Origin of the sequence: Paraburkholderia acidicola, from assembly GCF_002362315.1 — a bacterium.
In the GTDB taxonomy this organism is placed as follows: Bacteria; Pseudomonadota; Gammaproteobacteria; order Burkholderiales; family Burkholderiaceae; genus Paraburkholderia; species Paraburkholderia acidicola.
This window is the reverse complement of sequence record NZ_MTZV01000006.1, coordinates 1,874,913-1,896,905: the sequence shown is the minus strand read 5'-3', so window position 1 is coordinate 1,896,905 and position 21,993 is coordinate 1,874,913. Positions and strand designations below refer to the sequence as shown.

General features: G+C 63.8%; 21 protein-coding genes. 10 read left to right on the top strand and 11 right to left on the bottom strand.

All coding sequences use genetic code 11. From position 1 onward, the window contains the following. Positions 1 to 23: 23 nt before the first annotated feature. Positions 24 to 1,112: an MlaA family lipoprotein gene (locus BWP39_RS27165; RefSeq protein ID WP_096725321.1), complete on the bottom strand. Its 1,089-nt coding sequence runs from the start codon at positions 1,110 to 1,112 to the stop codon at positions 24 to 26. Next, a complete protein-coding gene (hpnN, locus tag BWP39_RS27160) occupies positions 1,109 to 3,736 on the bottom strand; it encodes a hopanoid transporter HpnN (protein WP_096725320.1) in 2,628 nt (875 codons plus the stop codon). The genes BWP39_RS27165 and hpnN overlap by 4 nt, the downstream gene beginning before the upstream one ends. 175 nt (positions 3,737 to 3,911) lie before the next feature. Between hpnN and BWP39_RS27155 the strand changes: the two genes are divergently transcribed. Continuing rightward, positions 3,912 to 4,517 (top strand): MlaC/ttg2D family ABC transporter substrate-binding protein, encoded by a 606-nt coding sequence (locus tag BWP39_RS27155; RefSeq protein ID WP_096725319.1) that lies wholly within the window; start codon positions 3,912 to 3,914, stop codon positions 4,515 to 4,517. Between the two features lie 87 nt (positions 4,518 to 4,604). Here BWP39_RS27155 and ispH read toward each other — a convergent pair whose 3' ends face one another. Then, positions 4,605 to 5,555, bottom strand: a complete 951-nt coding sequence (gene ispH / locus BWP39_RS27150; RefSeq protein ID WP_096725318.1) for a 4-hydroxy-3-methylbut-2-enyl diphosphate reductase — start codon at positions 5,553 to 5,555, stop codon at positions 4,605 to 4,607. 291 nt (positions 5,556 to 5,846) lie between these two features. Here ispH and hpnC point away from each other — a divergent pair, with 291 nt between their 5' ends. From hpnC to BWP39_RS27135, 3 genes are read left to right on the top strand one after another with little or no spacing between them, the layout of a single operon-like run. Then, the gene (gene hpnC, locus BWP39_RS27145; RefSeq protein WP_096725317.1) at positions 5,847 to 6,713 is read left to right on the top strand and encodes a squalene synthase HpnC; all 867 of its coding nucleotides are present in this window, start codon (positions 5,847 to 5,849) and stop codon (positions 6,711 to 6,713) included. After that, positions 6,710 to 7,882 (top strand): glycosyltransferase, encoded by a 1,173-nt coding sequence (locus tag BWP39_RS27140; RefSeq protein ID WP_096725316.1) that lies wholly within the window; start codon positions 6,710 to 6,712, stop codon positions 7,880 to 7,882. Before hpnC ends, BWP39_RS27140 begins: the two co-directional genes overlap by 4 nt. 14 nt (positions 7,883 to 7,896) lie before the next feature. Further along, positions 7,897 to 8,703 carry a lytic transglycosylase domain-containing protein gene (locus tag BWP39_RS27135; protein ID WP_096725315.1) on the top strand — a complete coding sequence of 269 codons (807 nt, stop codon included), beginning with the start codon at positions 7,897 to 7,899 and terminating at the stop codon, positions 8,701 to 8,703. A gap of 39 nt (positions 8,704 to 8,742) precedes the next feature. Here the strand turns inward: BWP39_RS27135 and BWP39_RS27130 are convergent, their stop codons facing one another. Continuing rightward, entirely contained in the window at positions 8,743 to 9,243 is a 501-nt protein-coding gene (locus BWP39_RS27130; protein WP_096725314.1) for a hypothetical protein, read from the bottom strand. A 93-nt stretch (positions 9,244 to 9,336) separates the two neighbouring features. Then, positions 9,337 to 10,347, bottom strand: a complete 1,011-nt coding sequence (hpnA, locus tag BWP39_RS27125; protein WP_096725313.1) for a hopanoid-associated sugar epimerase — start codon at positions 10,345 to 10,347, stop codon at positions 9,337 to 9,339. 180 nt (positions 10,348 to 10,527) lie between these two features. On the opposite strand from hpnA, the gene BWP39_RS27120 reads away from it, so the two are divergent. Next, positions 10,528 to 10,824, top strand: a complete 297-nt coding sequence (locus BWP39_RS27120) for an acylphosphatase (protein ID WP_096725312.1) — start codon at positions 10,528 to 10,530, stop codon at positions 10,822 to 10,824. Positions 10,825 to 10,871: 47 nt separating this feature from the next. On the opposite strand, the gene egtD is transcribed toward BWP39_RS27120, so the two are convergent. Then, positions 10,872 to 11,840, bottom strand: coding sequence for an L-histidine N(alpha)-methyltransferase (gene egtD / locus BWP39_RS27115; RefSeq protein ID WP_096725311.1), 969 nt, complete (start codon positions 11,838 to 11,840; stop codon positions 10,872 to 10,874). A gap of 540 nt (positions 11,841 to 12,380) precedes the next feature. Here egtD and rarD point away from each other — a divergent pair. Then, positions 12,381 to 13,304, top strand: coding sequence for an EamA family transporter RarD (gene rarD, locus BWP39_RS27110; RefSeq protein WP_096725310.1), 924 nt, complete (start codon positions 12,381 to 12,383; stop codon positions 13,302 to 13,304). Positions 13,305 to 13,317: 13 nt separating this feature from the next. On the opposite strand, the gene BWP39_RS27105 is transcribed toward rarD, so the two are convergent. Then, complete coding sequence (locus BWP39_RS27105; protein ID WP_096725309.1) at positions 13,318 to 13,860, bottom strand: Mpo1 family 2-hydroxy fatty acid dioxygenase; 543 nt, start codon at positions 13,858 to 13,860, stop codon at positions 13,318 to 13,320. Positions 13,861 to 13,966: 106 nt separating this feature from the next. Between BWP39_RS27105 and BWP39_RS27100 the strand changes: the two genes are divergently transcribed. Further along, a complete protein-coding gene (locus BWP39_RS27100; RefSeq protein ID WP_096725308.1) occupies positions 13,967 to 14,692 on the top strand; it encodes a Crp/Fnr family transcriptional regulator in 726 nt (241 codons plus the stop codon). Between the two features lie 139 nt (positions 14,693 to 14,831). Here BWP39_RS27100 and BWP39_RS27095 read toward each other — a convergent pair whose 3' ends face one another. Both BWP39_RS27095 and BWP39_RS27090 read right to left on the bottom strand, forming a co-directional pair. Continuing rightward, entirely contained in the window at positions 14,832 to 16,145 is a 1,314-nt protein-coding gene (locus BWP39_RS27095; RefSeq protein ID WP_133116947.1) for a hypothetical protein, read from the bottom strand. A 177-nt stretch (positions 16,146 to 16,322) separates the two neighbouring features. Further along, positions 16,323 to 16,682, bottom strand: coding sequence for a DUF3564 domain-containing protein (locus tag BWP39_RS27090; RefSeq protein WP_096725306.1), 360 nt, complete (start codon positions 16,680 to 16,682; stop codon positions 16,323 to 16,325). A 243-nt stretch (positions 16,683 to 16,925) separates the two neighbouring features. On the opposite strand from BWP39_RS27090, the gene BWP39_RS27085 reads away from it, so the two are divergent. The 3 genes from BWP39_RS27085 to BWP39_RS27075 all read left to right on the top strand — a co-directional run bounded on the left by BWP39_RS27085 (position 16,926) and on the right by BWP39_RS27075 (position 19,468). Further along, the gene (locus tag BWP39_RS27085) at positions 16,926 to 17,348 is read left to right on the top strand and encodes a rubrerythrin family protein (protein ID WP_096725305.1); all 423 of its coding nucleotides are present in this window, start codon (positions 16,926 to 16,928) and stop codon (positions 17,346 to 17,348) included. A 166-nt stretch (positions 17,349 to 17,514) separates the two neighbouring features. Beyond that, positions 17,515 to 18,852: a heterodisulfide reductase-related iron-sulfur binding cluster gene (locus BWP39_RS27080; RefSeq protein WP_096725304.1), complete on the top strand. Its 1,338-nt coding sequence runs from the start codon at positions 17,515 to 17,517 to the stop codon at positions 18,850 to 18,852. A gap of 34 nt (positions 18,853 to 18,886) precedes the next feature. Continuing rightward, positions 18,887 to 19,468 (top strand): DUF3501 family protein, encoded by a 582-nt coding sequence (locus tag BWP39_RS27075; protein ID WP_096725303.1) that lies wholly within the window; start codon positions 18,887 to 18,889, stop codon positions 19,466 to 19,468. Between the two features lie 35 nt (positions 19,469 to 19,503). Here the strand turns inward: BWP39_RS27075 and BWP39_RS27070 are convergent, their stop codons facing one another. Both BWP39_RS27070 and BWP39_RS27060 read right to left on the bottom strand, forming a co-directional pair. Beyond that, the gene (locus tag BWP39_RS27070; RefSeq protein WP_096726206.1) at positions 19,504 to 21,201 is read right to left on the bottom strand and encodes an acid phosphatase; all 1,698 of its coding nucleotides are present in this window, start codon (positions 21,199 to 21,201) and stop codon (positions 19,504 to 19,506) included. A 259-nt stretch (positions 21,202 to 21,460) separates the two neighbouring features. Continuing rightward, complete coding sequence (locus BWP39_RS27060) at positions 21,461 to 21,922, bottom strand: GNAT family N-acetyltransferase (protein WP_096726205.1); 462 nt, start codon at positions 21,920 to 21,922, stop codon at positions 21,461 to 21,463. Between the last annotated feature and the right edge of the window lie 71 nt (positions 21,923 to 21,993).

Here is a 21,993-nt window from a genome sequence, read left to right as displayed (position 1 = left end):
CGGGACGACCGCTGGGCGACGCTTTACGGTGCAGCGGGCGTCGGTGCTGCTGCGCCGTTTGCCGAAGGTTGAGCCAGTTTCGCGGATGCGCCGGGGTCGGTGTAAGCGGGCGCGTTGACCGGTGCTTGTGCTGCGCTATTGCCTGACGCGGATTGAGCGGGTTTGGCAGATGCGCCGGGGTCGCTGTAGTTGGGTACATCGACCGGCGGTTGCGCGGCGCCACTGCTCGACGCAGGCTGAGCCGGTTTAGCCGATTCGCCAGGATCGCTGTAATTGGGCACATTGACCGCCGGTTGCGCCGTGCCACTGCCCGACGCAGGCGCCGCCGATTCACCGGGGTCCGCATAGTTCGGCAAGCCACTGGCTGCACCCGAAGCCGGCGCCGCAGCCCCCGGCGCATCCGGATCACCATAATCCGGCAGCGGCGGCGCCGCCGTGCCGTTGCGATGCACGCGCGATTGCCGCTGCTGCGTGTACGCGTCGCGCACGAACGTGTACTTGTCGAGCGCCGCTTGCTGCAGCAGATCCGACGCTCCGAGCAGATCGGAGCGCTTGCTCACGAACTGCGCCACATACAGCGGATTGCGCAGCGCCGGTTCCGCGTAGTTCAACGGATTGAAGCGCACATCGACCGCAAGGCCGATACCGTCGCGGACCGAACTCGGGCCGAACAGCGGCAGCACCAGATACGGACCTGCCGGCACGCCCCAGCGGCCCATCGTCAGTCCGAAGTCCTGGTTGTGCTTCGGCAGGCCGGCGGGCGTTGCGAAGTCGATCAGGCCGCCGATACCGAACACCGAATTCATCGTGAAGCGCATCACGTCTTCGGTGGCGTCGGTGATATTCAGCTGCAGCAGGTTGTTGGCCGCATTGCCGAGGTCACCGAGATTCGAAAAGAAGTTACTGAGCGCCGTGCGGATCGGCTCCGGCGTCACTTTCTCGTAGCCTTTGGCGATCGGTACGGCGATGTGCGTGTCGATCGCGTCATTGGCCTTGAAGATCACACGATTCACCGGTTCAAAGGGGTCGCCTGGTTTCCGGTCGGGGCCTGTCGCACAGCCCGTGACGAGGCCTGCTGCGAGCAGCGCCAGTGCGGGGTTTCGCATCTTCATCCGTCAATCCCTTGCAATTTTTTCCTGGCGCGCTTCGGGCGCGGCTTACCCATCAATACCGGCTGGAACACGACCGCGCCGATCAGCGTACAGAGCAACGACAGCGCCAGCAGCCGTCCCATGCTTGCCGTACCCGGATGGTGCGACAGCCACAGGCTGCCGAACGCGGTCGCCGTCGTAGCGGCGCTGAACATGACTGCATGCGTGAGGCTCGACTGCAACAGACCGGTCTGGCCGTTGCGCCATGCCATCACGAAGTAAATCTTGAAGGCGACGCCGACGCCGAGCATCAGCGGCAGCGCGATGATATTCGCGAAGTTGAGCGGCATACCGAAAACCACGCACAGCTCCAGCGTCACCACCGCCGATACCAGCAGCGGAATCAGCGTGCGCAGCACGTCGCCGAAGCGGCGCAGCGTCAACCACAGCAGGATCGTGATCGACAGCACCGACCAGCCGGCGGCCTGCAGGAACGCCTTGATGATCGTGTTGGCGGAATGCAGGATCGAGATCGGTCCACCGATCGCGCCGGGCTCGGCGGCCTTCACCGCGTTCGCGAAGCGGCGCAGCACGGTGTCGTCGCCAGGATCGGCGCCTGCCGCGATCTTCGGCGAGATGTCGACGAGCGCGCGGCCGTCGGATGCGAGCCAGTCGCGCACGATTTGCGGCGGCAGCGTGGCTTGCGTGATCAACGTTGGCTGCAGCAGTGCTGCAAGTTGCTGCAGCGCGAGTTTAAGCGGATCCGACATCGCGTGCTCGGCGCGGTCGCGGGTGGCGGCGTCGGCGGCGGCGAGTTTCATCAGCGTGGCCGACAGATGCTGCGCTTCGGCGGCGCCGGGACCAGGGTGGTCGTCGGCGGCGAGCGACAGCTGGTTCGCCGCGCGTTTGAGCGCGGCTACGCGCACGGCATCGGTGGCAGGCGGCGCGGGCGTCTGCGTGAGCGCGGGCAATAACTGCTGCGCGGCCGCATCGATCAGCGCGATCTTCTGCGGCTGATCGGGCGGGATAAAGGTGGCGAGCGTCGTGATGCGGCCGACTTCGGGCAGCGTCGAAAGGTGCGCCACGATGCGCGCCGCGTCCGCCTGCGACGACGCGAGCACGTGCACGTCGTTGACCGCAGCCTCGGGCGAATCTTTCAACGACAGCAGCGTCGCCATCGATTCCGTATGCGGGTCCTTCAGATGCAGCGGGTTGAAATCGAAGCGCAGATGCGTGAGCAGCGGCAGCGCGCCGATCACGACGATGAGCGTGCCGATCAGCACCGGCTTGCGATGACGGTCGAGAAAATCGTCGACCGGCGCGAGCTGCCGGAACCCAGGCGAACTTGCTTCGCCCGGCGGATTCAGCACCTTGATCAGGGCGGGCAGCAGCGTCATGTTGGTCAGATACGCGACGAACATCCCGACGCCGGCGATCTTTCCGAGTTCGGACACGCCGCGATACGCGGTGGGCAGGAACGAGAAGAAGCTTTCGGCGACAGCGATGGCCGCGAGCGTCAGCGGTACGCCGATGCTATGCGCCGTCTGCACCAGTGCGGCAGGAAGCCGGTCGTCTCGATGGCGCTCCTCGCGATACTTGACGCCGAACTGCACGCCGAAATCGACGCCAAGCCCGACGAACAGCACCATGAACGCCACCGAGATCATGTTCAGCGCGTCGACCATCATGAGCCCGAGCGCAGCGGTGATCGCAAGTCCGACGAACAGCGTGATGAACACGGCGAGGATCAGACGGCCCGAGCGCAGCGCGAGCCAGAGAATCACGAGCACGACGATGAAGGTAGCGATACCGTTCAGCGCGGCACCGTCCTGCACCGACGCGAACTCTTCGTCGGCGAGCGGTTGCTCGCCGGTGAGCCGGACCTGCGCGCCGTAGTGCGTGTCGAGATCAAGCGATGCAGCGGCGGCGCGAATGGCCTTCGACGCACGCGCGCCCGGTTCGAGCGCACCGAAGTCGACGACCGGCTGCACGGTGATGAACGCGCGCGCCGGGTTCGTCGCGACATCCTTGTCGACCAGCGCACGCCACGAGAACGCCGCCGGCTGGCCGGCCAGCACGCGGTCGAGCGTAATTGCGCTTTGCGACAGCAGATGACTCATATCGGGCAGCTTCACCTGGCCGATCTGCAGCGGCAGCAGCAACGTCGTGTTCAGCGTACCGGCGAGTCCGGTCAGGCTCGGATCGTGCGCCAGCGTATTGACGAGCGGCCGCGCCTGAACCAGCTGCGAGGTCGTCGATTCGACGTCTTTCAGCGAGGGGAACAGCATGCCGTTACGTTCGAAGAACGGGCCGCCGGACGGCTGCGAGACCGCGACGAATTCGCTGGTTTCCTTGCGCAGGGCGTCAGTGAGCGCATTGGCCGCGGCATCGGCGAATTCGGGCGCCTGAGCCTCGACGACAACGAGCAGCGTCGTGCCGCGCTGCGGAAAAGCCTGGTCCATCGAGTCGCTGAGCGCCGACCATTGCTTGTCCGTTTCGACGAGACGGCTGATGTCCGTGTTGATCTTGAAGTGATGGGCGACGTAATACCCGCTTGCGACAGCGAGGATCAGCGACAGCGCGATGATCTGCACCGGATAGCGTACCGAGACAGCGACGAGACGGACGATGGAAGACTTGAGCATGAGGCGAAAGGGCCTGTCACGGAATGCTGGGTTCACAGGAAGGTCACAAGTATACCGATGCGGCGGCTTGCCCCTCGCTTAGGGCTGCAAGGCCGGGCGAGGCAAAGCCGGTATACTGGTTCGCGCCGGTGCCCATGGGTTACCCGGCGCTCTTTTTTCCTGTTCTGGCGAGCGTATGAAACGTTATTTCTCTGCTTTTCTGGCTGCTGCCGTGGTGTCGACCGCGGCCTTCGCGCAAAGTGCGCCCGATGCTGTCGTCAAGAACGCCGTCGAAGGGACGGTCAACGCGATGAAGGCCGACCCGCAGGCGCGCGGCGGCGACATGGCGAAAATTACCCAACTGGTTGAAACGCGCTTCGTGCCCGCCACCGACTTCCAGCGCACCACGCGCATCGCGGTCGGCAAGGCATGGACCACGGCGACGCCCGACCAGCAGAAGCAGTTGTACGAGCAGTTCCAGTTGCTGCTGGTGCGCACTTATGCGACTTCGCTTGCCCAACTGCGCGATCAGGACGTGACGTTCCGCTTTCTGCCCGTCAACGTGCCGGCATCGGCGCAAGACACCGTCGTGCAATCGCATGTGATCAGCAAGGGCGGCGACGATGCGATCGACTACCGGATGGAAAAGACAGCGTCCGGCTGGAAGGTCTACGACATCAACATGATGGGCGCATGGCTCATTCAGGTGTATCAGACGCAATTTGCAGACCAGCTCGCGAAAGGCGGGATCGACGGTCTGATCAAGTTCCTCACGAACCACAACGCGCGTAACGCAGGCTGAAATTTTCAGGTGGCAAGAAACGAAAAGAGCGCGACGGTCGATGCCGTCGCGCTCTTTCAATCGTGGACAACCTGACCTGACTGCCGGTTACGACTGCGTTTCGCCCGTGACCACCGGTTGCGTGAGCTTCGTCGGCAGTTTGAACTCGACCTTCTCTTCGCGGCCGGCCATCGTCGTGACATCGACGGGACCGAGTGCACGCAGCGCGTCGATGACGTGCTTGACCATTTCTTCCGGCGCCGACGCGCCCGCCGTGATGCCGACAGTCTGCGCATTCGCGAACCATTCGGGCTTCACTTCCGAACCGTCCGCAACCAGATAACTCGGTACGCCGGTTTCACTGCCAATCTCGCGCAGCCGGTTCGAATTCGAACTATTCGTCGCGCCGACCACCAGCAGCACATCGACCTGGGTGCTCAGTTCGCGCACCGCGGCCTGGCGGTTCTGCGTTGCATAGCAGATGTCGCGCGTATCCGGACCGACGATGTCGCTAAAACGGGCCAGCAGCGCATCGATGATGCCGCGTGTGTCGTCGACGGACAGCGTGGTCTGCGTCACGTAGGCGAGCGGCGTGTCGAGCGGCAGCTCGAGCGTCGCGACTTCAGCTTCGCTTTGCACGAGGATGACCGTGCCGGGAATCTGTCCGATCGTGCCTTCCACTTCCGGGTGGCCCGCATGGCCGATCAGGATCAGCGTACGTCCCGCCGACACATATTGCCGCCCCTGCACGTGGACCTTGGTGACGAGCGGGCAGGTTGCGTCGAGTACATCGAGACGGCGCTGTTCGGCTGCGCGCTCGACGGTTTGTGCAACACCGTGCGCGCTGAAGATCGCGACCGCGCCTTCGGGCACCTCATCGAGTTCTTCGACGAAGCGCGCGCCTTTCTGGCGCAGGTTGTCGACAACGTGCCGGTTATGGACAATTTCGTGGCGCACATAAACCGGCGCACCGTGTTGCAGTAATGCGCGATCGACGATTTCGATGGCGCGGACCACGCCCGCACAAAAGCCGCGGGGTTGGGCAAGGATGACTCGCATAGGCTGGCGAACTCCGACTGACGCGGGTTTCGAAGAAGTCGGCAAGCCGGCTTTATCGCCGCAATCATCATTAATATTGGCGTCCTGATACCGACACAAAGGCCGGTACGCAAAACTAAACGCGCATTCTAACGCTATCGGGGCCCGTTTGCTTCCGTGGAACAGGTGTCCACACAGGCGGTAACGGACTATTTCGGCACATGCATCGCCGCAGCGGAACCCTTAAACTAGACGATCCTGCAGTTTTTCTTACAACTGCATTACCGTATGGATTGATTTGAGGCTCGCTGGATGGAAGTCGATCACTACGAAAACCTTCCGGTCGCAAGCATCTTGCTGCCGAAGGCGCTACGCGCTCCGATCGACGTGATCTACAACGTGGTGCGCACCGCGGACGACATCGCCGACGAAGGCGACTGGAGTCCGGTTGAGCGCCATACGCGCCTCGCCGACTTCCGCGCCGGGCTCGATGCCGTGGCCGATGGCCGCCCCGCGCCGGTTCACCCGCAGCTGTTCGCCCGGCTGGCCGAGGTGGTCGCGCAATACACACTACCGATGCAGCCGTTCTACGATCTGGTTTCCGCGTTCGACCAGGATATCGACGCCAGCCGTTATGCCGACTGGCCTCAACTGCTCGACTACTGCCGGCGTTCGGCGAATCCGGTTGGGCATCTGATGCTGCATCTGTTCGATGCGGCGACCCCGGACAATCTCGCCGATGCGGATTTGATCTGCACGGCGCTGCAACTGATCAACTTCTGGCAGGACGTCGCCATCGACTGGCAAAAGGGCCGTATATACATGCCGCAAACCGACCTCGGGCGCTTCGGCGTCACTGAAGCGCACATCGCCCAGGGCGTGACCGATGACGCGTGGCGCGCGCTGATGGCGCACGAAGTCGCCTACGCCCGCGCAATGATCGTACGCGGCGCGCCGCTCGCGTTACGCATACCGGGCCGCTTCGGCCTCGAACTGTGCGGCATCGTGCATGGCGCTTTGCGCATCCTCGAACAGATCGAGAAGACGAATTACGATGTGTTCCGCCATCGTCCGGCGCTCGGTGGGTTCGACTGGTGTGTCGTCGGCGTGCGTTCGCTGGCCATGTGGTTGTCGCGGCGCGTCGGCGTGCGCGCACCGTCAATCGAGGGCAGCGCATGATGGTGATTCTGTTTGCGCTGTCGTGCGTCTCGCTGTTGATCTGGTGTGTGTTGCTGTTCGCGCGCGGCGGTTTCTGGCGCACACGGCCGGCGCCGCCGCTTACCGTGCAACCGCGCGAGGCGTGGCCGGCAGTCGCCGCCGTCGTCCCGGCGCGCAATGAGGCCGACGTGATCGCCCAGGCGGTGTCGTCGCTGCTCACGCAGGAATATGCGGGTGCGTTCCACGTGATCGTCGTCGACGACCACAGCACCGACGGCACAGCCGATGCCGCCCGCGCCGCAGCGCTGCAGCTGCAATGTCCCGACCGCCTGACCGTGATCGCCGCGAAGCCGCTGCCCGCTGGCTGGTCCGGCAAGGTGTGGGCGCAGTCGCAGGGCATCGAGGCGGTCCGCACGCTCGGCGTTCCCGCCGATTTCCTGCTGCTCACCGATGCCGATATCGGCCATCCCACCGATGCCGTCGCACAACTGGTCGAGCGCGCCGACGCCGAACAGCGCGATCTCGTCTCGCTGATGGTCCGGTTGCGTTGCGATTCGTTCTGGGAAAAGGCGCTGATACCGGCGTTCGTGTTTTTCTTCGCGAAGCTGTATCCGTTCGCGTGGGTCAACAACCCGCGCAACCGGACGGCTGCGGCCGCGGGCGGCTGCATGCTGGTGCGGCGCACGGCGCTCGAGGAAGCGGGCGGGATCGAATCGATCCGCGCCGAGCTGATCGACGATTGCAGCCTCGCGGCGCGTATCAAGCATCGCGGCACCGGCCGTCATCCGATCCGCCTCGATGTGGCCGCGCGCAGCGTCTCGCTGCGTCCGTACGACAGCTGGCGCGATATCTGGAACATGATCGCGCGCACCGCGTTTACCCAGCTGCGCTATTCGCCGTGGCTGCTTGGGGGTACGCTGGCGGGCATGGCCATCATCTATCTGCTGCCGCCGCTGGCGGCGCTTGCACTCGGTCCGACCGGGTTGCCCGCCTGGCTCGCGTGGGCGGCGATGTGCTGTGCCTACGCGCCGATGCTGCGCTATTACGGCCGCTCGCCGCTGTGGGCGCCGTTCCTGCCGCTTATCGCGTTGTTCTATGTCGGCGCGACGTTCGCGTCGGCGGTACGTTACTGGCGCGGCAAGGGTGGCCAGTGGAAGGCGCGCGTGCAGGCGCCGGTCCAGGAACGGTAACCGGTCCCACGAAAATGAACCGCCTGCTCTGCGCCCTCGCCCTCACGCTCGGATTGATCCAGGGCGGTCTGGCTGGCGAGAGCGCGCAGCAGGGCAGTCAGCCCGATGCTCCGTCCGCTGCTCAGCCGGCCAGTGATAGCGCGAGTGGACACAGCGCTGCGCAAGACAATAGCGAGCACCTGCGCCAGCGCATGACCGACTATCTGACACGCAAGTTCGGCGTGGCGAGAGACAAGGCGGAGCAGATCGCGAAGGCCGTCAATGCATCTTCGGAAAAGTACGCGTTACCGCCGGCGTTGCTGCTCGCCATCATCTCGATCGAATCGCGCTTCAAGGAAAAGGCCAAAGGCACGAATGGCGCGACCGGGCTGATGCAGGTCGTGCCGGGCGCGCATCGCGATCTGTTGAGACACGTGAAGGATCTGACGCAGCCCGATACCAACATCGAGGTCGGTTCCGCGATTCTCTATGGATACCGTCGCTCGGCGGGCGGCGATCTGAATGCGGCGCTCAAGTCGTATGGCGGATCGAAGGCGTATGCGCAGATGGTGAGTGAGCGCACGAAGGCGTTTGCGGGCGTGGTCGGTGACGACGATGCTGGCCACGCGATGTTGCCCGCCACGTTCCGTACTGCATTCCGATCCGACCAGGGCGGTGCATGCGATACCCGCTGGACTACCTTCTGCATCGGCCCGGTCGTCTGGCTGGGGAATGTTGCCGCGGTTTCCGGGGCGTCGGGCAGTGGTTTGCCGGTCGCGCCTGCTACGGTGAGCGGATTGGGCGGTGGGCTGTTTCCGCCGCCGTTACCGGTTGCACCGTGAATCGCGTGAGCGCTTCAGCTTCACGCTGAGTGACACACCTCAGCGCTGCGTGAGCAGCATATACAGCTGAATCACCATATCCGGCGAAAACGTGAACGGCACCCAGCCGTGACCGGTATGGCGCATCACCAGCAGACGGTCGCCGTTCGATTGCTTCTGCACGGCCATCACCGGGTTTTTCGTCGAAACGAAGCGCCAGCCGGGCGGCAGGTTCGCCGGCGGTTCGGGTTGCATCGAGGCACGCGCGTTCGCGAGTTCTTCGATCAGCTGGCCGACCTGCGTGGGATGCAGCGACACGGTCTGGTCGCCGATCGTCATCGTGATTTCGTCGCGATTCGGGCGGTTGATCTGCAGCGTGGGCTGGTCGGCGGCATCGGGCGTGACTGCGGGCGGCTGCGCTTCTGCTGCGGTTTTTGCGTTGGCAGGTTGCGTGGCACTTGCGGGCGATGCATCGGCCTGCGGTGTAACGGCGGCTTCAATAAGCTGGTTGATCTGATCGACGCCCGCTTCGAGCGCGCCGATCTGTTCGTCAAGATTCATGCGATGGTTCTCTCATAGGACCCGCGATTTTACTCGCTGCGGGTCAGCCGACGCTGTAACAAAATGCTCACGCGTGCGGCCCGGCATGCTTGCCTAGCGGTCCAGATACCCCGCCTGCCTGAACCAGTCGATCGCATCGCTCAACCCTTCGCGGTACGGCCGCGCGCGGTAACCGAGTTCGCGTTCCGCTTTCGCCGACGAGAAATACATCTTGTTCTTCGACATCCGCAAGCCGTCGACGGTCACGAACGGCTCGCGCTTCGTGAACTTCGCGACCATCTCGGCGCCGAGCGCGAGCGGATAGAGCGGCCAGCGCGGCAGGCTGATGGTCGGCGGTTTGCGGCCGGTGAGCGCCGCGATATCCGCGAGCATTGTCTGCAGCGGCAGATTTTCACCACCGAGGATGTAACGCTCGCCGATCTTGCCGTGTTCGAGTGCGAGGAAGTGGCCGGCCGCGACGTCGTCGACGTGCACGAGATTCAGGCCGGTATCAACGAACGCAGGCAGCTTGCCGAGCGCTGCTTCGACGATGATGCGGCCGGTCGGCGTGGGTTTGACGTCGCGTGGGCCGATTGGCGTCGACGGGTTGACGATCACCGCCGGCAGACCGTCCTGCGCGATCATCCGTTCCACCGCGCGCTCGGCGAGTACCTTGCTGCGCTTGTAGACGCCGATCGCACGTTCGGGCGTGAGCGGCGATGTTTCGTCGGCGGAAGCGCCCGAACTCGTGACCTTCAGCGTCGCGACGCTGCTCGTGTACACGATGCGCTCGACGCCTTCCTTCAGCGCCGCGCGCATCGTCGCTTCGGCGCCTTCGAGATTCGCGCGCTCGATCTCGAGCGGATCGGGCGCCCACAGCCGGTAGTCGGCGGCGACGTGCAGCAGATAGCGCACGCCGCGCAGCGCGGTGCGCATCGACGCTTCGTCGCGCATGTCGCCTACGACGACTTCCGCGTCGAGCGCCTCGACGTTGCGTCGCGGGCTGGTGGCGCGTACCAGTACGCGCACGGCAAAGCCTTTCTCCTGCGCGATACGTGCGACCGCCGAGCCGACGAAGCCCGAGGCGCCGGTGATGAGCACGAGATCGCGGGTCTGATCGGTCATTCTGGTTCCGGTGATGGCAAATAAGTCGTCGGATTGTACGTGGCACGGCGCTCGCGTGTCGCGCGTTGCGTTGCGCGGCATGGCGTGTGCGCGATCGCACCACGCGCAACGCGCCCAACACGCAAGCGCCGCGAGACGACTAGAATGCCGGCTTGAAAGTTTTTGCGAGGAGCTGAAGCCATGACGGGTCCCGATCTGGATGCACGGATCGAAACGTATTACGTACGCGTGCGCGGTGTCGTGCAGGGCGTAGGTTTTCGCCATGCGACGGTGCGCCAGGCGCACGCGCTCGGTATTCGGGGATGGGTCGCGAACCTCGAAGATGGTTCGGTCGAAGCGATGCTGCAGGGCACAGCCAATCAGGTGGACCGGATGCTATCGTGGCTGCGCCACGGGCCGCCGGCCGCACGCGTGAGCGAGGTGACCGGCGAAGAGCGCGCCACCGAAAAACGCTTCGAACGTTTCGAGCAGCATTGATCGCGGCGCACGCGCCGCGATCTGGAACACCTTCTGGCGCTATCAGCTCAACGCGCGACGAGCAGGCTCTCCGCAAACCCCCAGTCCCGTTCGAGCCACTGATGCTCGCACGCAAAGCCCGCGTCGTGCGCCATCGCGTCGACTTCCTCCACGCGGTACTTGTGGCTGCTTTCGGTCCAGATCGTTTCGCCGGCTTCGAGCGTGACCGTCAACTGCGCGGCGCGCACCTGAGCCGTCACGTGACGCGTGGCGCGCAGATGCATCTCGATGCTGCGCGCGTCGCGATTAAAGCGTGCGACATGTTCGAACGCATCGAGCGGAAAATCGCCGCCCAGCTCGCGATTGATCCGCGCGAGCAGGTTCAGGTTGAACGCAGCCGTGACGCCGATCGGATCGTCGTAGGCGGCGAGCAGCACGGGCACCGGCTTGTCGAGGTCGGTGCCGAGCAGCAGGGCATCGCCGGGGGCAAGCATGGCGCGGATCTCGCGCAGGAAGCGCGTGGCCGCGAGCCGCGCGAAATTGCCGATCGTGCTGCCGAGAAACAGCACGAGGAGCCGCTCGCCGGACGCACGCTGACGGCTCACTTCCGCGAGCCCCGCAAGATAGTCGCGCTCGTAACCGACTATCGAGATCCGTTCGATATCGCCGAGCTCTCGCCGGCACAACTGCAGCGCGGTGCGCGAAATTTCAATCGGGCAGTAAGAAGTAGGGCGTTTTTTACAGAGTGCTTCCAGAATGCGGCGCGTTTTGCGGCCACTGCCGCTGCCGAGTTCGGCGACAGTGACGTCGTGCGGCAGGTGCGCGACGATGTCCGCGGCGTGCTGTGCCATCAGACGTTCCTCGGAGCGTGTCACACCGTATTCGGGCAGCGCGGTGATGACTTCGAACAGCGCGGAGCCGACTTCGTCATACAGGTATTTCGACGGCAATTCCTTCTGCGGGGCGTGGGTCAGGCCCGCGCGGACTTCGGCGGCGAAGGCGGGCGATACGTCGGGCGAGAGGGCAGGCTGAGTCATGCGTTCTCCATTGATCTGTGTGTCGCCGGGCCGCGGGGCGGCGTCAGTCCGGCGTTGAGGTGCCGCTGGTGCGGCCATGATGCGGGGCAAATGCGCGGCGTGCTGTGATGGGCGCAGAAGCCACGGGAAGCGCGGGCTCGTAGCAAACGTCAGGGGCCAGCTGTGGATCGGGGCCCCCGGGCGAGCCCGATGGTGAAAAAGCGGTGCAGCAAGAAACGCGCTTGCCCCGCGGCTAGACCGATCCGACCGAAGCGGCCGATCCAGCTGATCTAGATCGCGCAGGCGCGACGTGAAGTTATGTTCTAGTCCATTTGCCGCAGATTCGCACGGACTGAATGCGCGGCGCATAACACTACTGCGGCGCCGACAACGGCGAATCCGTCTAGAATGCCGCGTTGAATTGAATCTGAAATGACAGTGTGCGCCTTGAATCGTGCGACACGCTGCGCGCCGGGATAAACCTCTGATGAAACACCGCAGTATCGCGCCGTTCTGTGCGGCGACGCACCGCCTGCCTGCGCAGAACCCGCAGGACCGCCGATGAGCGCTACAAGCTCGAAAAATCCGCCTGATCACGAGGAACCCGGCCGCGGCATTGCGTTTTCGGTGGGAGCGTCGACGTTATTTGCGTTGCTGTCGGCGTATGCAACGCTGCTCGCGCCGCTGACCGGCCTCGATATCTTCGCGTGGCGCATCGTCTGGACCGTGCCCGGTGCGCTGATCCTGCTCGCGCTGCGCGGACGCCTTCCGCAACTGCGTGCGCTCGCGATACGTGCAGTGAGCGGCCCGTACATTGCGCTTGCTTTGCTCGTCAGCGCGGCCTTGCTCGGCGCGCAACTGTGGTTATTCCTCTGGGCGCCGCTGCACGGACGGATGCTTGAAGTATCGCTGGGCTATTTCCTGCTGCCGCTGACGATGGTGCTCGTCGGCCGCTTCTACTTTCGCGAACGGCTCGATGGGCTGCAGTGGCTGGCGGTCGCGTGTGCAGCCGTTGGTGTCGCGCACGAGCTATGGGTGACCGGCGCGTTTTCGTGGCCCACGCTGCTGGTCGCGCTCGGTTATCCGCCGTACTTCGTGTTGCGCCGCAAGATCAACGCGGATTCGTTGACCGCGTTCGCGTTCGAGATGCTGTTGCTGCTGCCGGTCGCCGTGGTGCTGATCGTCACCGGCGGTTCGCTCGCGCGAATCGCCGGCCGAATCGACATGTGGTGTTTGCTGCTACCCGGACTGGGCATGCTGAGTGCGTGCGCGCTCGCGTCGAATCTGAAGGCAAGCCGTCTGCTGCCGATGGCGCTGTTCGGTATTCTCGGCTACGTCGAACCGGTGCTGCTGGTGCTCGTTTCCGTCACGCTGCTCGGTGAGACGCTCTCCGCGCAGCAACTCGCCACCTACATACCAATCTGGATCGCAGTCGCACTGACCGCACTGCATGGCGTGCGGCTCGTGCGCTTCGCGCCCCGTTGAGCGCTGTAGGGCCTCAGTGCCCGGAATGCGCCGCGGTACGGCCCGGGTTGATGCGGGTCGGTCCGACCTGCGCTTCGATCGCTTCGCGCAGCGACGGCCGCCAGCCGAAACCAAACAGCGCCTCGGCGAGCACGAACAGCGGGCCGACCAGCAAGCCCATCACGTCGTCGACGAAGGCCGGTTTGCGACCTTCATAGGCGTGACCGACAAACTGAAAGACCCAGCCGACCACGAACAGACCGATACCGGCGACGAGCCACGTCAGCGTGGCTTGCGTGGCGAGCCAGCGGCCCACGGCGAGGCACAGCGCGGAGAAAACGGCCATCATCACGCCGAGCGGCACGTCGAGTACGAGGTAATAGACGGTTGCCCCGACAAACAGGACCCATGCTGGCGACAGCATGAACGGCAGCCCGCCGATCGCCCACGACGGCCGGCTCAGTAGCACGGCCAGCGCGAGTACGATCATTGGAATGCCGATGAAGTGGGTGGCGATATTGCGCCGGTCCCGGTGATACGCGGCGTATTGGGTGAGTTGTTCGGTCAGCGTTCTCATGGATGACGCTCCTGATGCAAAACCCTCATAATCGCGGGCAACCGGTAATAAAACCTTCAGCTAGCCGACAATCCGGCATAACTGTCCACCCAGGAGACAGGTCCCCATGGCCTCGCGTGCCTCGCCGTCCGAGCCGTTTGCAGGCGCCGCATTGATCGCGACGCTCGATCGCAGCGCGTGGTTTCGCGCCGCGCCGCAGGCATTGCGCGCGCAACTGGTGGAATCGGGCCGCCTGCAGCGGCTTGCGGCCGGCGAGCGCCTGTTCATGCGCAACGATCCCGACGATGGCCTCTATTGTGTGCTCGATGGCCTGATGCGCATCGGCGCGGCCAGTTTCGCGGGCAAAGAAGCGCTGCTCGCCGTGATCGAGCCGGTGAACTGGTTCGGCGAGATTACGCTGTTCGACGGCCGCGAGCGCACACACGACGCTTATGCCGAGCGCGATTCGGTGCTGTTTCATGTGCGGCGCGCGGCGCTTGCGGCGATGCTCGAACGCACGCCCGAGTGGTGGCATGCGTTTGGCCTGCTGCTGACGCAGAAGCTGCGCTTCGCTTTCGATGCCATCGAGGAAGCGGCGCTGCTGCCGGCCGCGCAACGCGTGGCGCGCCGTCTGCTGCTGATGGCTGGTGGCTACGGCGAGTCTGGCACGCTGCGGCGCGTGCTCAAGGTGCCGCAGGAAGACCTCGCGATGATGCTCGCGCTGTCGCGGCAAACGACGAACCAGATCTTGCGGCAGTTCGAAATGCAGGGTGCATTGCAACTGCGTTATGCCGAGATCGAAATCGTCGATGCGCAGAAGCTGGCTGAGCTTGCGAGTCTGGCGCCGCGCTGAAATTACGGCGGCAAAAAAAACGGGCCGCCTCTCGGCGACCCCAATGCGTGGATTTCCCACTCTAGGGATCGACTCTTAAGCACGGCTTAAATCCGCGTGGTTCGGCGCGATTCGTACTTCCGGTTCTAATTACGCGACCTTACTGATTCGCATCACAACCTGCGGCTTGCAGCGCCTGATCTGCTGCTTTCGCCGCATCGCGGAACGCCGCGGAGTCGGGTGCAAAGCGCTGTTTTTCCTGTGCACTGAACGCGTCGCGGTTGAGTGCGCGGCAACGCATCCGCTTCGCCCACGGGCTGTCGTCATCGCTGACGATCACGAAATCGCCAGGAAAGCCCGCGACATAGCGCACCGTAAATTCATCGCCCTCATGCGGATAAAACGTCGAGTTGTGCGGCGGATAGACGTTGAAGTCGATGTCCTCGAAGGTGGTTTCAACGACCTTGCCATCGGCGGTGCGCAACAGCACGTTGTAGCCGATCACGCGATGGTTGTTATATCTCGTACTGGTCCCGTAAGTACTGGTAATGGCGCCCTGTCCCTGTTCGCCCATGCGATAGATGAGCCGCACACCAAGGTCCGGACCGAAGATGATGTTCACGACAGCCAGCACGGCGACCAGCGGGACCGACCAGCCAAAATGTCGGCGCACACCTTTGAGAAATGCACCCGCGATGAATATCAGTGCAACGAGGGCAGGCGGCACGAAGAAACGCCAGCGGATCAGCGCCCATAGCACGTGCACGAGCGGTGCGAGTGTGATGCCCACAGCAGGCGCGGCGTGTGCTGCGGGATGCCATGTGGTGGTTTCGCCAGCACTTGCGCCTGCATTTGAGTTTGCGTTGGCCGACGCATGCACGTGCGCCCCGGCCGCACCGAGCGCCAGCGCCTCCAGACGCGCACTCCAGGCCGGATGATTTGAAATGGTCGCGGGCGTTTCTGCGCGTACTACCGCGACGTCGGAACCATGCAGCGCAGCGATCTCTTTGCCGGATAGTCGGAAGATCCGGTCGGCGGCATCGTCGGTGGTGGTGAGCAGTGGCGGGATCGGAGGTACGCCGAGATCGCGGGTGTTCGCTTGCGCATGGGCGGCATCGACGAAGTGATAGAAGTCGAGCGAGAGCGTGGCGTCCGGCGGCGCATTGCTCGCGGCGCCGCTTTTATGCGTCTGCCAGAAGCAGTTGGACTTGCCCGGCGCTGGGTGACTCGACGACCGGTCGATCACCGTGTCCGAGTTGGTCTCATTGTCGGCCGGCACGATCAGTTGCTCGGCATTGGCTTCCTGCGCGAGCTTGCAGGCATCGGCGTCGGGAGCGTTTGCATCCGATGCGGCGGCGTGGGCCGCGAGTGGAAGTGCAGCGAACGTAGTTAGCGCAGCGAAGGCCAGCACGCTGACCGCGCGCGTCAACCATCGGCTGCGTCGTGCAAGCAGGTCTTCTGCAGGATGCCGCATCCATTCCCCCGGATTCCGACGTGCCACTCGGCATGCTGCTTGTCGTGGACACGGCGAAAAGATCGAATAGCCCGGAGTATCGAGAGGGGGCTCAGCGTCTGTCAAGGCAGGCGTACACCGCCGACGTGGCCAGCGGATACGTGCAACACGAAAGCGGTGCTGCGCAGCGAGACCGGTTCAGCGACTGAACACGCTGTGCTCAGCATGCACGGTCTGTCGATCGACCGCCTGCAGACGCCAGTAACCGGTAGCAGGTGCATGTGCCTGCACGCACGACCACGCAGCCGGACCTTGCGCAGAGCTGACGCGCTGCCTGCGGTCCACCGACAGACCACGCAGCGTGCACAGCGGCGCATCGGTACTCGGCGCACACAGCGTGGTGACGCCGTCGACATCGCGCACTTCGCCCCACGGGGGCAGATCGATCCCGTCATGTGCTTCACGCGACCACCGATGTTCGTCGGTATCGAGCCAGAGCACGGCGTAATCGTGGTTGACGGTGGGATCGGAACCGTTGATCAGGATGGTGAGGCGCATGGCAATTCCACCGAGGGTATAGCTCTACGAGTGTAGACGGGGGTGCGCATTATGCAAGGTGCGCGACTATCGGCGGGATTGAAAAACACAATTGGGGAACCCCTTGCCTGGCTTCTAGATTTAGATACACGCTGGCGGACCGCGCGCCCCGCTGTCGTTGCATCGCTTACGTAGACATCGCGTAGACGATCGTTCGCTGATCCCCTCGCGCACCCCACATACACGGCTTTCCAGGAGGTTTAGATGTCGCAACTCAAGGGAACGAAGACAGAGGACAACCTTAAGGCAGCGTTTGCCGGCGAATCGCAGGCAAATCGTCGCTATCTGTACTTCGCCGCCAAGGCGGACGTCGAGGGCCAGAATGACGTCGCCGCGCTGTTCCGTTCTACCGCCGAAGGCGAAACCGGTCATGCGCACGGCCACCTCGAATATCTCGAAGCATCGGGCGACCCGGCCACGGGTTTGCCATTCGGCTCGTCGCGTCTGAATCTCGAGGCGGCGATCGCGGGCGAAACGCACGAATACACGGACATGTACCCGGGTATGGCGAAGTCGGCGCGCGAAGAAGGCTTCGATGAAATTGCCAACTGGTTCGAAACGCTCGCGAAAGCTGAGCGCAGTCACGCGAACCGCTACACGAAAGCACTCGAAGCCCTGGTGGATTGACGTGCCGGCGCGCGCCTGAAGGGTCTAGCGGCGCGCGCTGGTTACGCTATGGATGCGTGCGGCAAGGTCCGCACGCACGGGCACGACCGCGTGCGGTGCGATCTGCAAATCGCATCGACGTGCGGCACGTGCACGACAAAACCACCATCCCCAGGAGACTGACGATATGCCCCACAAGGAAGGCAGTCTCGAAGCACCCACGCGGCATCCGCTCGACTGGCTCTCGGACGGCTTCTACGATCAGGACGCGCTCGACAAGGAACTGGCGCGCGTCTTCGATATCTGCGCGGGGTGTCGGCGTTGCGTGTCGCTATGCGGCGCGTTTCCGCAGCTCTTCGATCTCGTCGATGCAACCGATGGCGGCGAAGTCGAAGAAGTCGACAAGCGCGAATTCGGCAAGGTCGTCGATCAATGCTATCTGTGCGACCTGTGCTACATGACGAAATGCCCGTACGTGCCGCCGCATCAGTGGAATGTCGATTTTCCGCATCTGATGCTGCGCGCGAAAGCGGTCGATTATCAGCGCGGCGACGTGAGCATGCGCGACCGCTTTCTGTCGAATACCGATGCGCTCGGGCATCTCGCTGGTATTCCGATCGTCACCCAGACGGTCAACGCTGTGAATCACACGGGTGCCGCGCGCGGGTTGATGGAAAAGGCGCTCGGTGTCGACAAGGACGCGTGGCTGCCCGATTTCGCCACGCGCAAATTCCGTAGTGCGGCGAAGAAGTCGCCGGCTACGCCTGTGAACGACGGCGAGCGCACGCCCGGCAAGGTTGCGATTTACGCGACCTGCTACGTGAATTTCAACGAACCCGGCATCGGCCACGATCTGCTCGCCGTGCTCGCGCACAACGGGATTCCGTATGAGCTGGTCAAGAGCGAAGCATGCTGCGGCATGCCGTTGCTCGAACAGGGCAACCTGAAGGGCGTCGCACAGAAGAAGGAAAAGAATCTGCCGGTGCTCGCGAAGTACGCGCGCGAAGGCTATGCGCTGATCGGCGCGATTCCAAGTTGCGTGCTGATGTACAAGCACGAACTGCCGCTGATGTTCCCCGACGACGCCGACGTGCGCGCCGTCAGCGAAGCGTTCTGGGACCCGTTCGAATACTTCGTGGCGCGCCATCGCGATGGTCTGCTGAACACCGACTTCAAGACCGCGCTCGGCAAGGTTTCATACCACGTGCCGTGTCATGGCCGCGTGCAGAACATCGGCCGCAAGACTTTCGACACGCTGACACTCGTGCCCGATACGAAGGTGACGGTGGTCGAGCGCTGTTCGGGGCACGCAGGCACGTTCGGCGTGAAGAAGGAATTTCACCGCACGTCGATGCAGATCGGCACGCCGGTCTTCAAGGCGATGGCGCAGCCGCAGCCCGACTATATTTCGTCGGATTGCCAGCTCGCGGGCCATCATATCGAACAGGGCATCGAGGAGAACGGCCTGCCGAAAGCGCAGCTCGCTCATCCGTTGACGCTGCTGCGCAAGGCGTACGGTATCTGACGTCCATGCTGTAACCGAATCGCGAGGATCCCCGATGAACATTGCCAGGAATTCGTTGCTGTCGCTCGAAAACTATTCGAAGGCGCGCAAGACGATGCGCGCGCAGGTCATCGAGCACAAGAAGCTGCGCACCGTGCCGCTCGGCAATCACGTCACGTTTTTGTTCGAGGACGAGCTGACTATCCGCTATCAGATTCAGGAGATGCTGCACATCGAGAAGATCTTCGATGAGGACGGTATTCAGGGCGAACTCGATGCGTACCTGCCGCTCGTGCCCGACGGCAGCAACCTGAAAGCGACGATGCAGATCGAGTATGCAAACGAGGTCGAACGCGCTGCCGCGCTCGCGCGACTGATCGGCATCGAAGACCGCGTATTCGTTGAAGTGGACGGCGAGCCGCCGGCCTACGCGATTGCCGATGAGGATCTCGAGCGCGATAACGCACAGAAAACGTCCGCGGTGCACTTCGTGCGGTTCGAGTTCACACCGGCGATGAAAGCGCGGCTACGCGAAGGGGCGGCGTTGAAGATCGGTTGCGATCATCCGCACTATCCGGTGCCGGTGCAGACCGTTGGACCGCAGGTGCGGACGGCGCTGCTCGCGGACTTCAAGTAGCCGCGCGCAGCGCTTCGGTACGGTTCACGCGAAAATCACGCGAGGTCCAGCGCCCCTGTCATATCGCCTGGCGGCACCTGGCCGTTTTGCGCGAACGCGCGATCGCGCGCAAGCACACCGTCGAGCGGCGCCAGACCGTGCACACGCGTGATCAACCGAAGAATCGAATTCGTGTCGTAGAGCGTGTGATCGACGTAGCCCTTCTTCGCGAGCGGTGAGATCACGAGCGCGGGAATGCGCGAGCCCGGGCCCCAGCGATCGCCCTTCGGCGGTGCGACCGGGTCCCACCAGCCGCCGTTTTCGTCGTGCGTGACGATCACCACCGTGTTGGCCCACTGCGGACTGCGCTGCAGATGATCGATCACATTGGCGATGTGGCGGTCGCCCGATTCGACATCCGCATACCCTGCATGCATGTTCAGGTTGCCCTGCGGTTTGTAGAACGTGACGGCCGGCAGTCGGCCCGCGTCGATGTCGGCGATCAGGCGATTGGTCGATGCGTCCTCGCCGACGCCGCCGTCGCGCAGATAGCGGCGGCGCGCATCGGTGCCCGGCGCGTAGTTCGCGAAATAATTGAACGGCTGGTGGTGATACTGGAAGTCAGGCACCGTGCCCATATCGCGGTGATCGAGTGCGTACTGCCATGCACCGCTGTACCACGCCCAGTCGACGCCTTTTGCCGACAGGCGGTCACCAATGGTTGCGTACGTTTGCGGCGGTAGCACCTTCGGATCGGCGGGGTTCGCCAGCAACGGATTGCCACCCGCAGCAGGCCGTACGAAGCTCGGTTGATACGGCGGCGCCATCGTGTTGACCGCGTAGCCGTCGGGCGTGAAGAGACCGTCGTTGATGAACTTCGGCGGGCCGTCGAGTGCCGACGCCGGCGAATCGGTCGCAACCTTCAGGCGCGTGCCGGTCGGGTCGTCGCCTTCCACCACCGAAACAAAACGCTTTGCCGGGCTGTTCAGCAGATCCGGGTAGAGCGGCGCCTGCGCGGAAATCAGGAAGATGTGATTCAGCCACGAACCGCCGAACGCCGCCATGAAGAAGTGATCGCAGAGCGTGTATTGCCGCGCGAGATTCCAGAGCCGGAGTGTTTCGGCGGAATTGCGGTAATGGCCCATCACGAGGCCGCCCGAATCGGCCCACGCGACGAACTGATTGTTGCGCCCGGCGTTGATCTGCATCTGGTTCTGATAGAAGCGATGCCACAGGTCACGCGTAATCACACCGTTCGGCAGTGGTGCGCCCTGCGCGTCGGTGAGATGGAACGGGCCATTGCGCAGGCCCGTGATATCGCCTTCGGCGATCGCATAACGCTTGCCGTCCACTTCCTGTGCCTGCGGCACGAGTCCGCCCCAGAACTTCGGCAGTTGTGCGAGCGGTGTCTTGCCGTCGCGATCGAGTTGCGTGGACCGCGCGGCTGGCACCGTGTCGAGCGGATGCAGCGTGCCGGGGAAGTTGCCGTACAGATTCGCGAAGCTGCGATTCTCCGCGTAGATCACGACGATGTTGCGCACCTGGTCGCGCAACGCTGCATCGAGTCGCAGATCGGCCGCGCTACGCGGGCCGCCGCCGGTTGTCGAAGTCTGGTCCTCCGTCTGGCAACCGGCGAGGATCAGCCCCATACCGACGGCGGCTATCCCCGTTAAGACGCGGCGGCGCTCGGGATCGTCCGGCGTATCGTCGCTGGCGGCGGGCAGGTTCGGATCGTTGAGATCGTTCTCGTTCATCGGCATGGCTCCTGAATCCGTGGGCGGAAGTGGCGGCATCGGCGACGCATGGCAGCGAGCCGCAGCGATGCGCGGCAGCGTGTACGCGCTGAGCAACGCGCATCGTGACATGCGGTCGGTGCGGACCGCAACTTGGGACGGATGGGAGGACGCTGCTTCGCTTCGGCGGATCGGCAGGACGCGCTATGAGCGCTATGCGATGAAAGGGGAATGTGGGGTGGAGCCGTGACGAGGCGTGGTACGCGCCCACGGCGTGTGTTTACAGTTCCTTGCGATAAACGACGAACCCCGGACGACTGGCTACGTCGTCGTAAAGCCGCATCGCAGTCGTGTTCGTTTCCTGCGTGATCCAGTACACGCGCGATGAGCCGCTTGTCTTGGCACGCGCATAAACCGCTTCGATCAGCGCACGGCCGACACCCTTGCCGCGTTCACTAGCGAGCGTAAACAGATCCTGCAAGTAACAGGTCGGCCCCGCGAGCGTCGTGCTGCGATGAAACAGGTAATGCACGAGACCGACGAGCTGCCCGTCGCGTTCGGCGACCAGCGCATGCATCGGCTCGTAGCCATCGAAAAAACGGCTCCACGTGAGGTCGGTGATCGCGCGTGGCAGTGCGGTTGCACCGGCGCGCCCATAGAACGCGTTGTAGCCGTCCCAGAGCGGTAGCCACGCGTCGAAATCGGCGGGCGTCACGGGGCGGATCTGGAGTGTGTCTGTCACGGGTCGGGCTCCTTGGTGCATGGCTTCGGCATGGCTTCGATTGTTCGATAGGAAGCAGGATAGAAAATTTG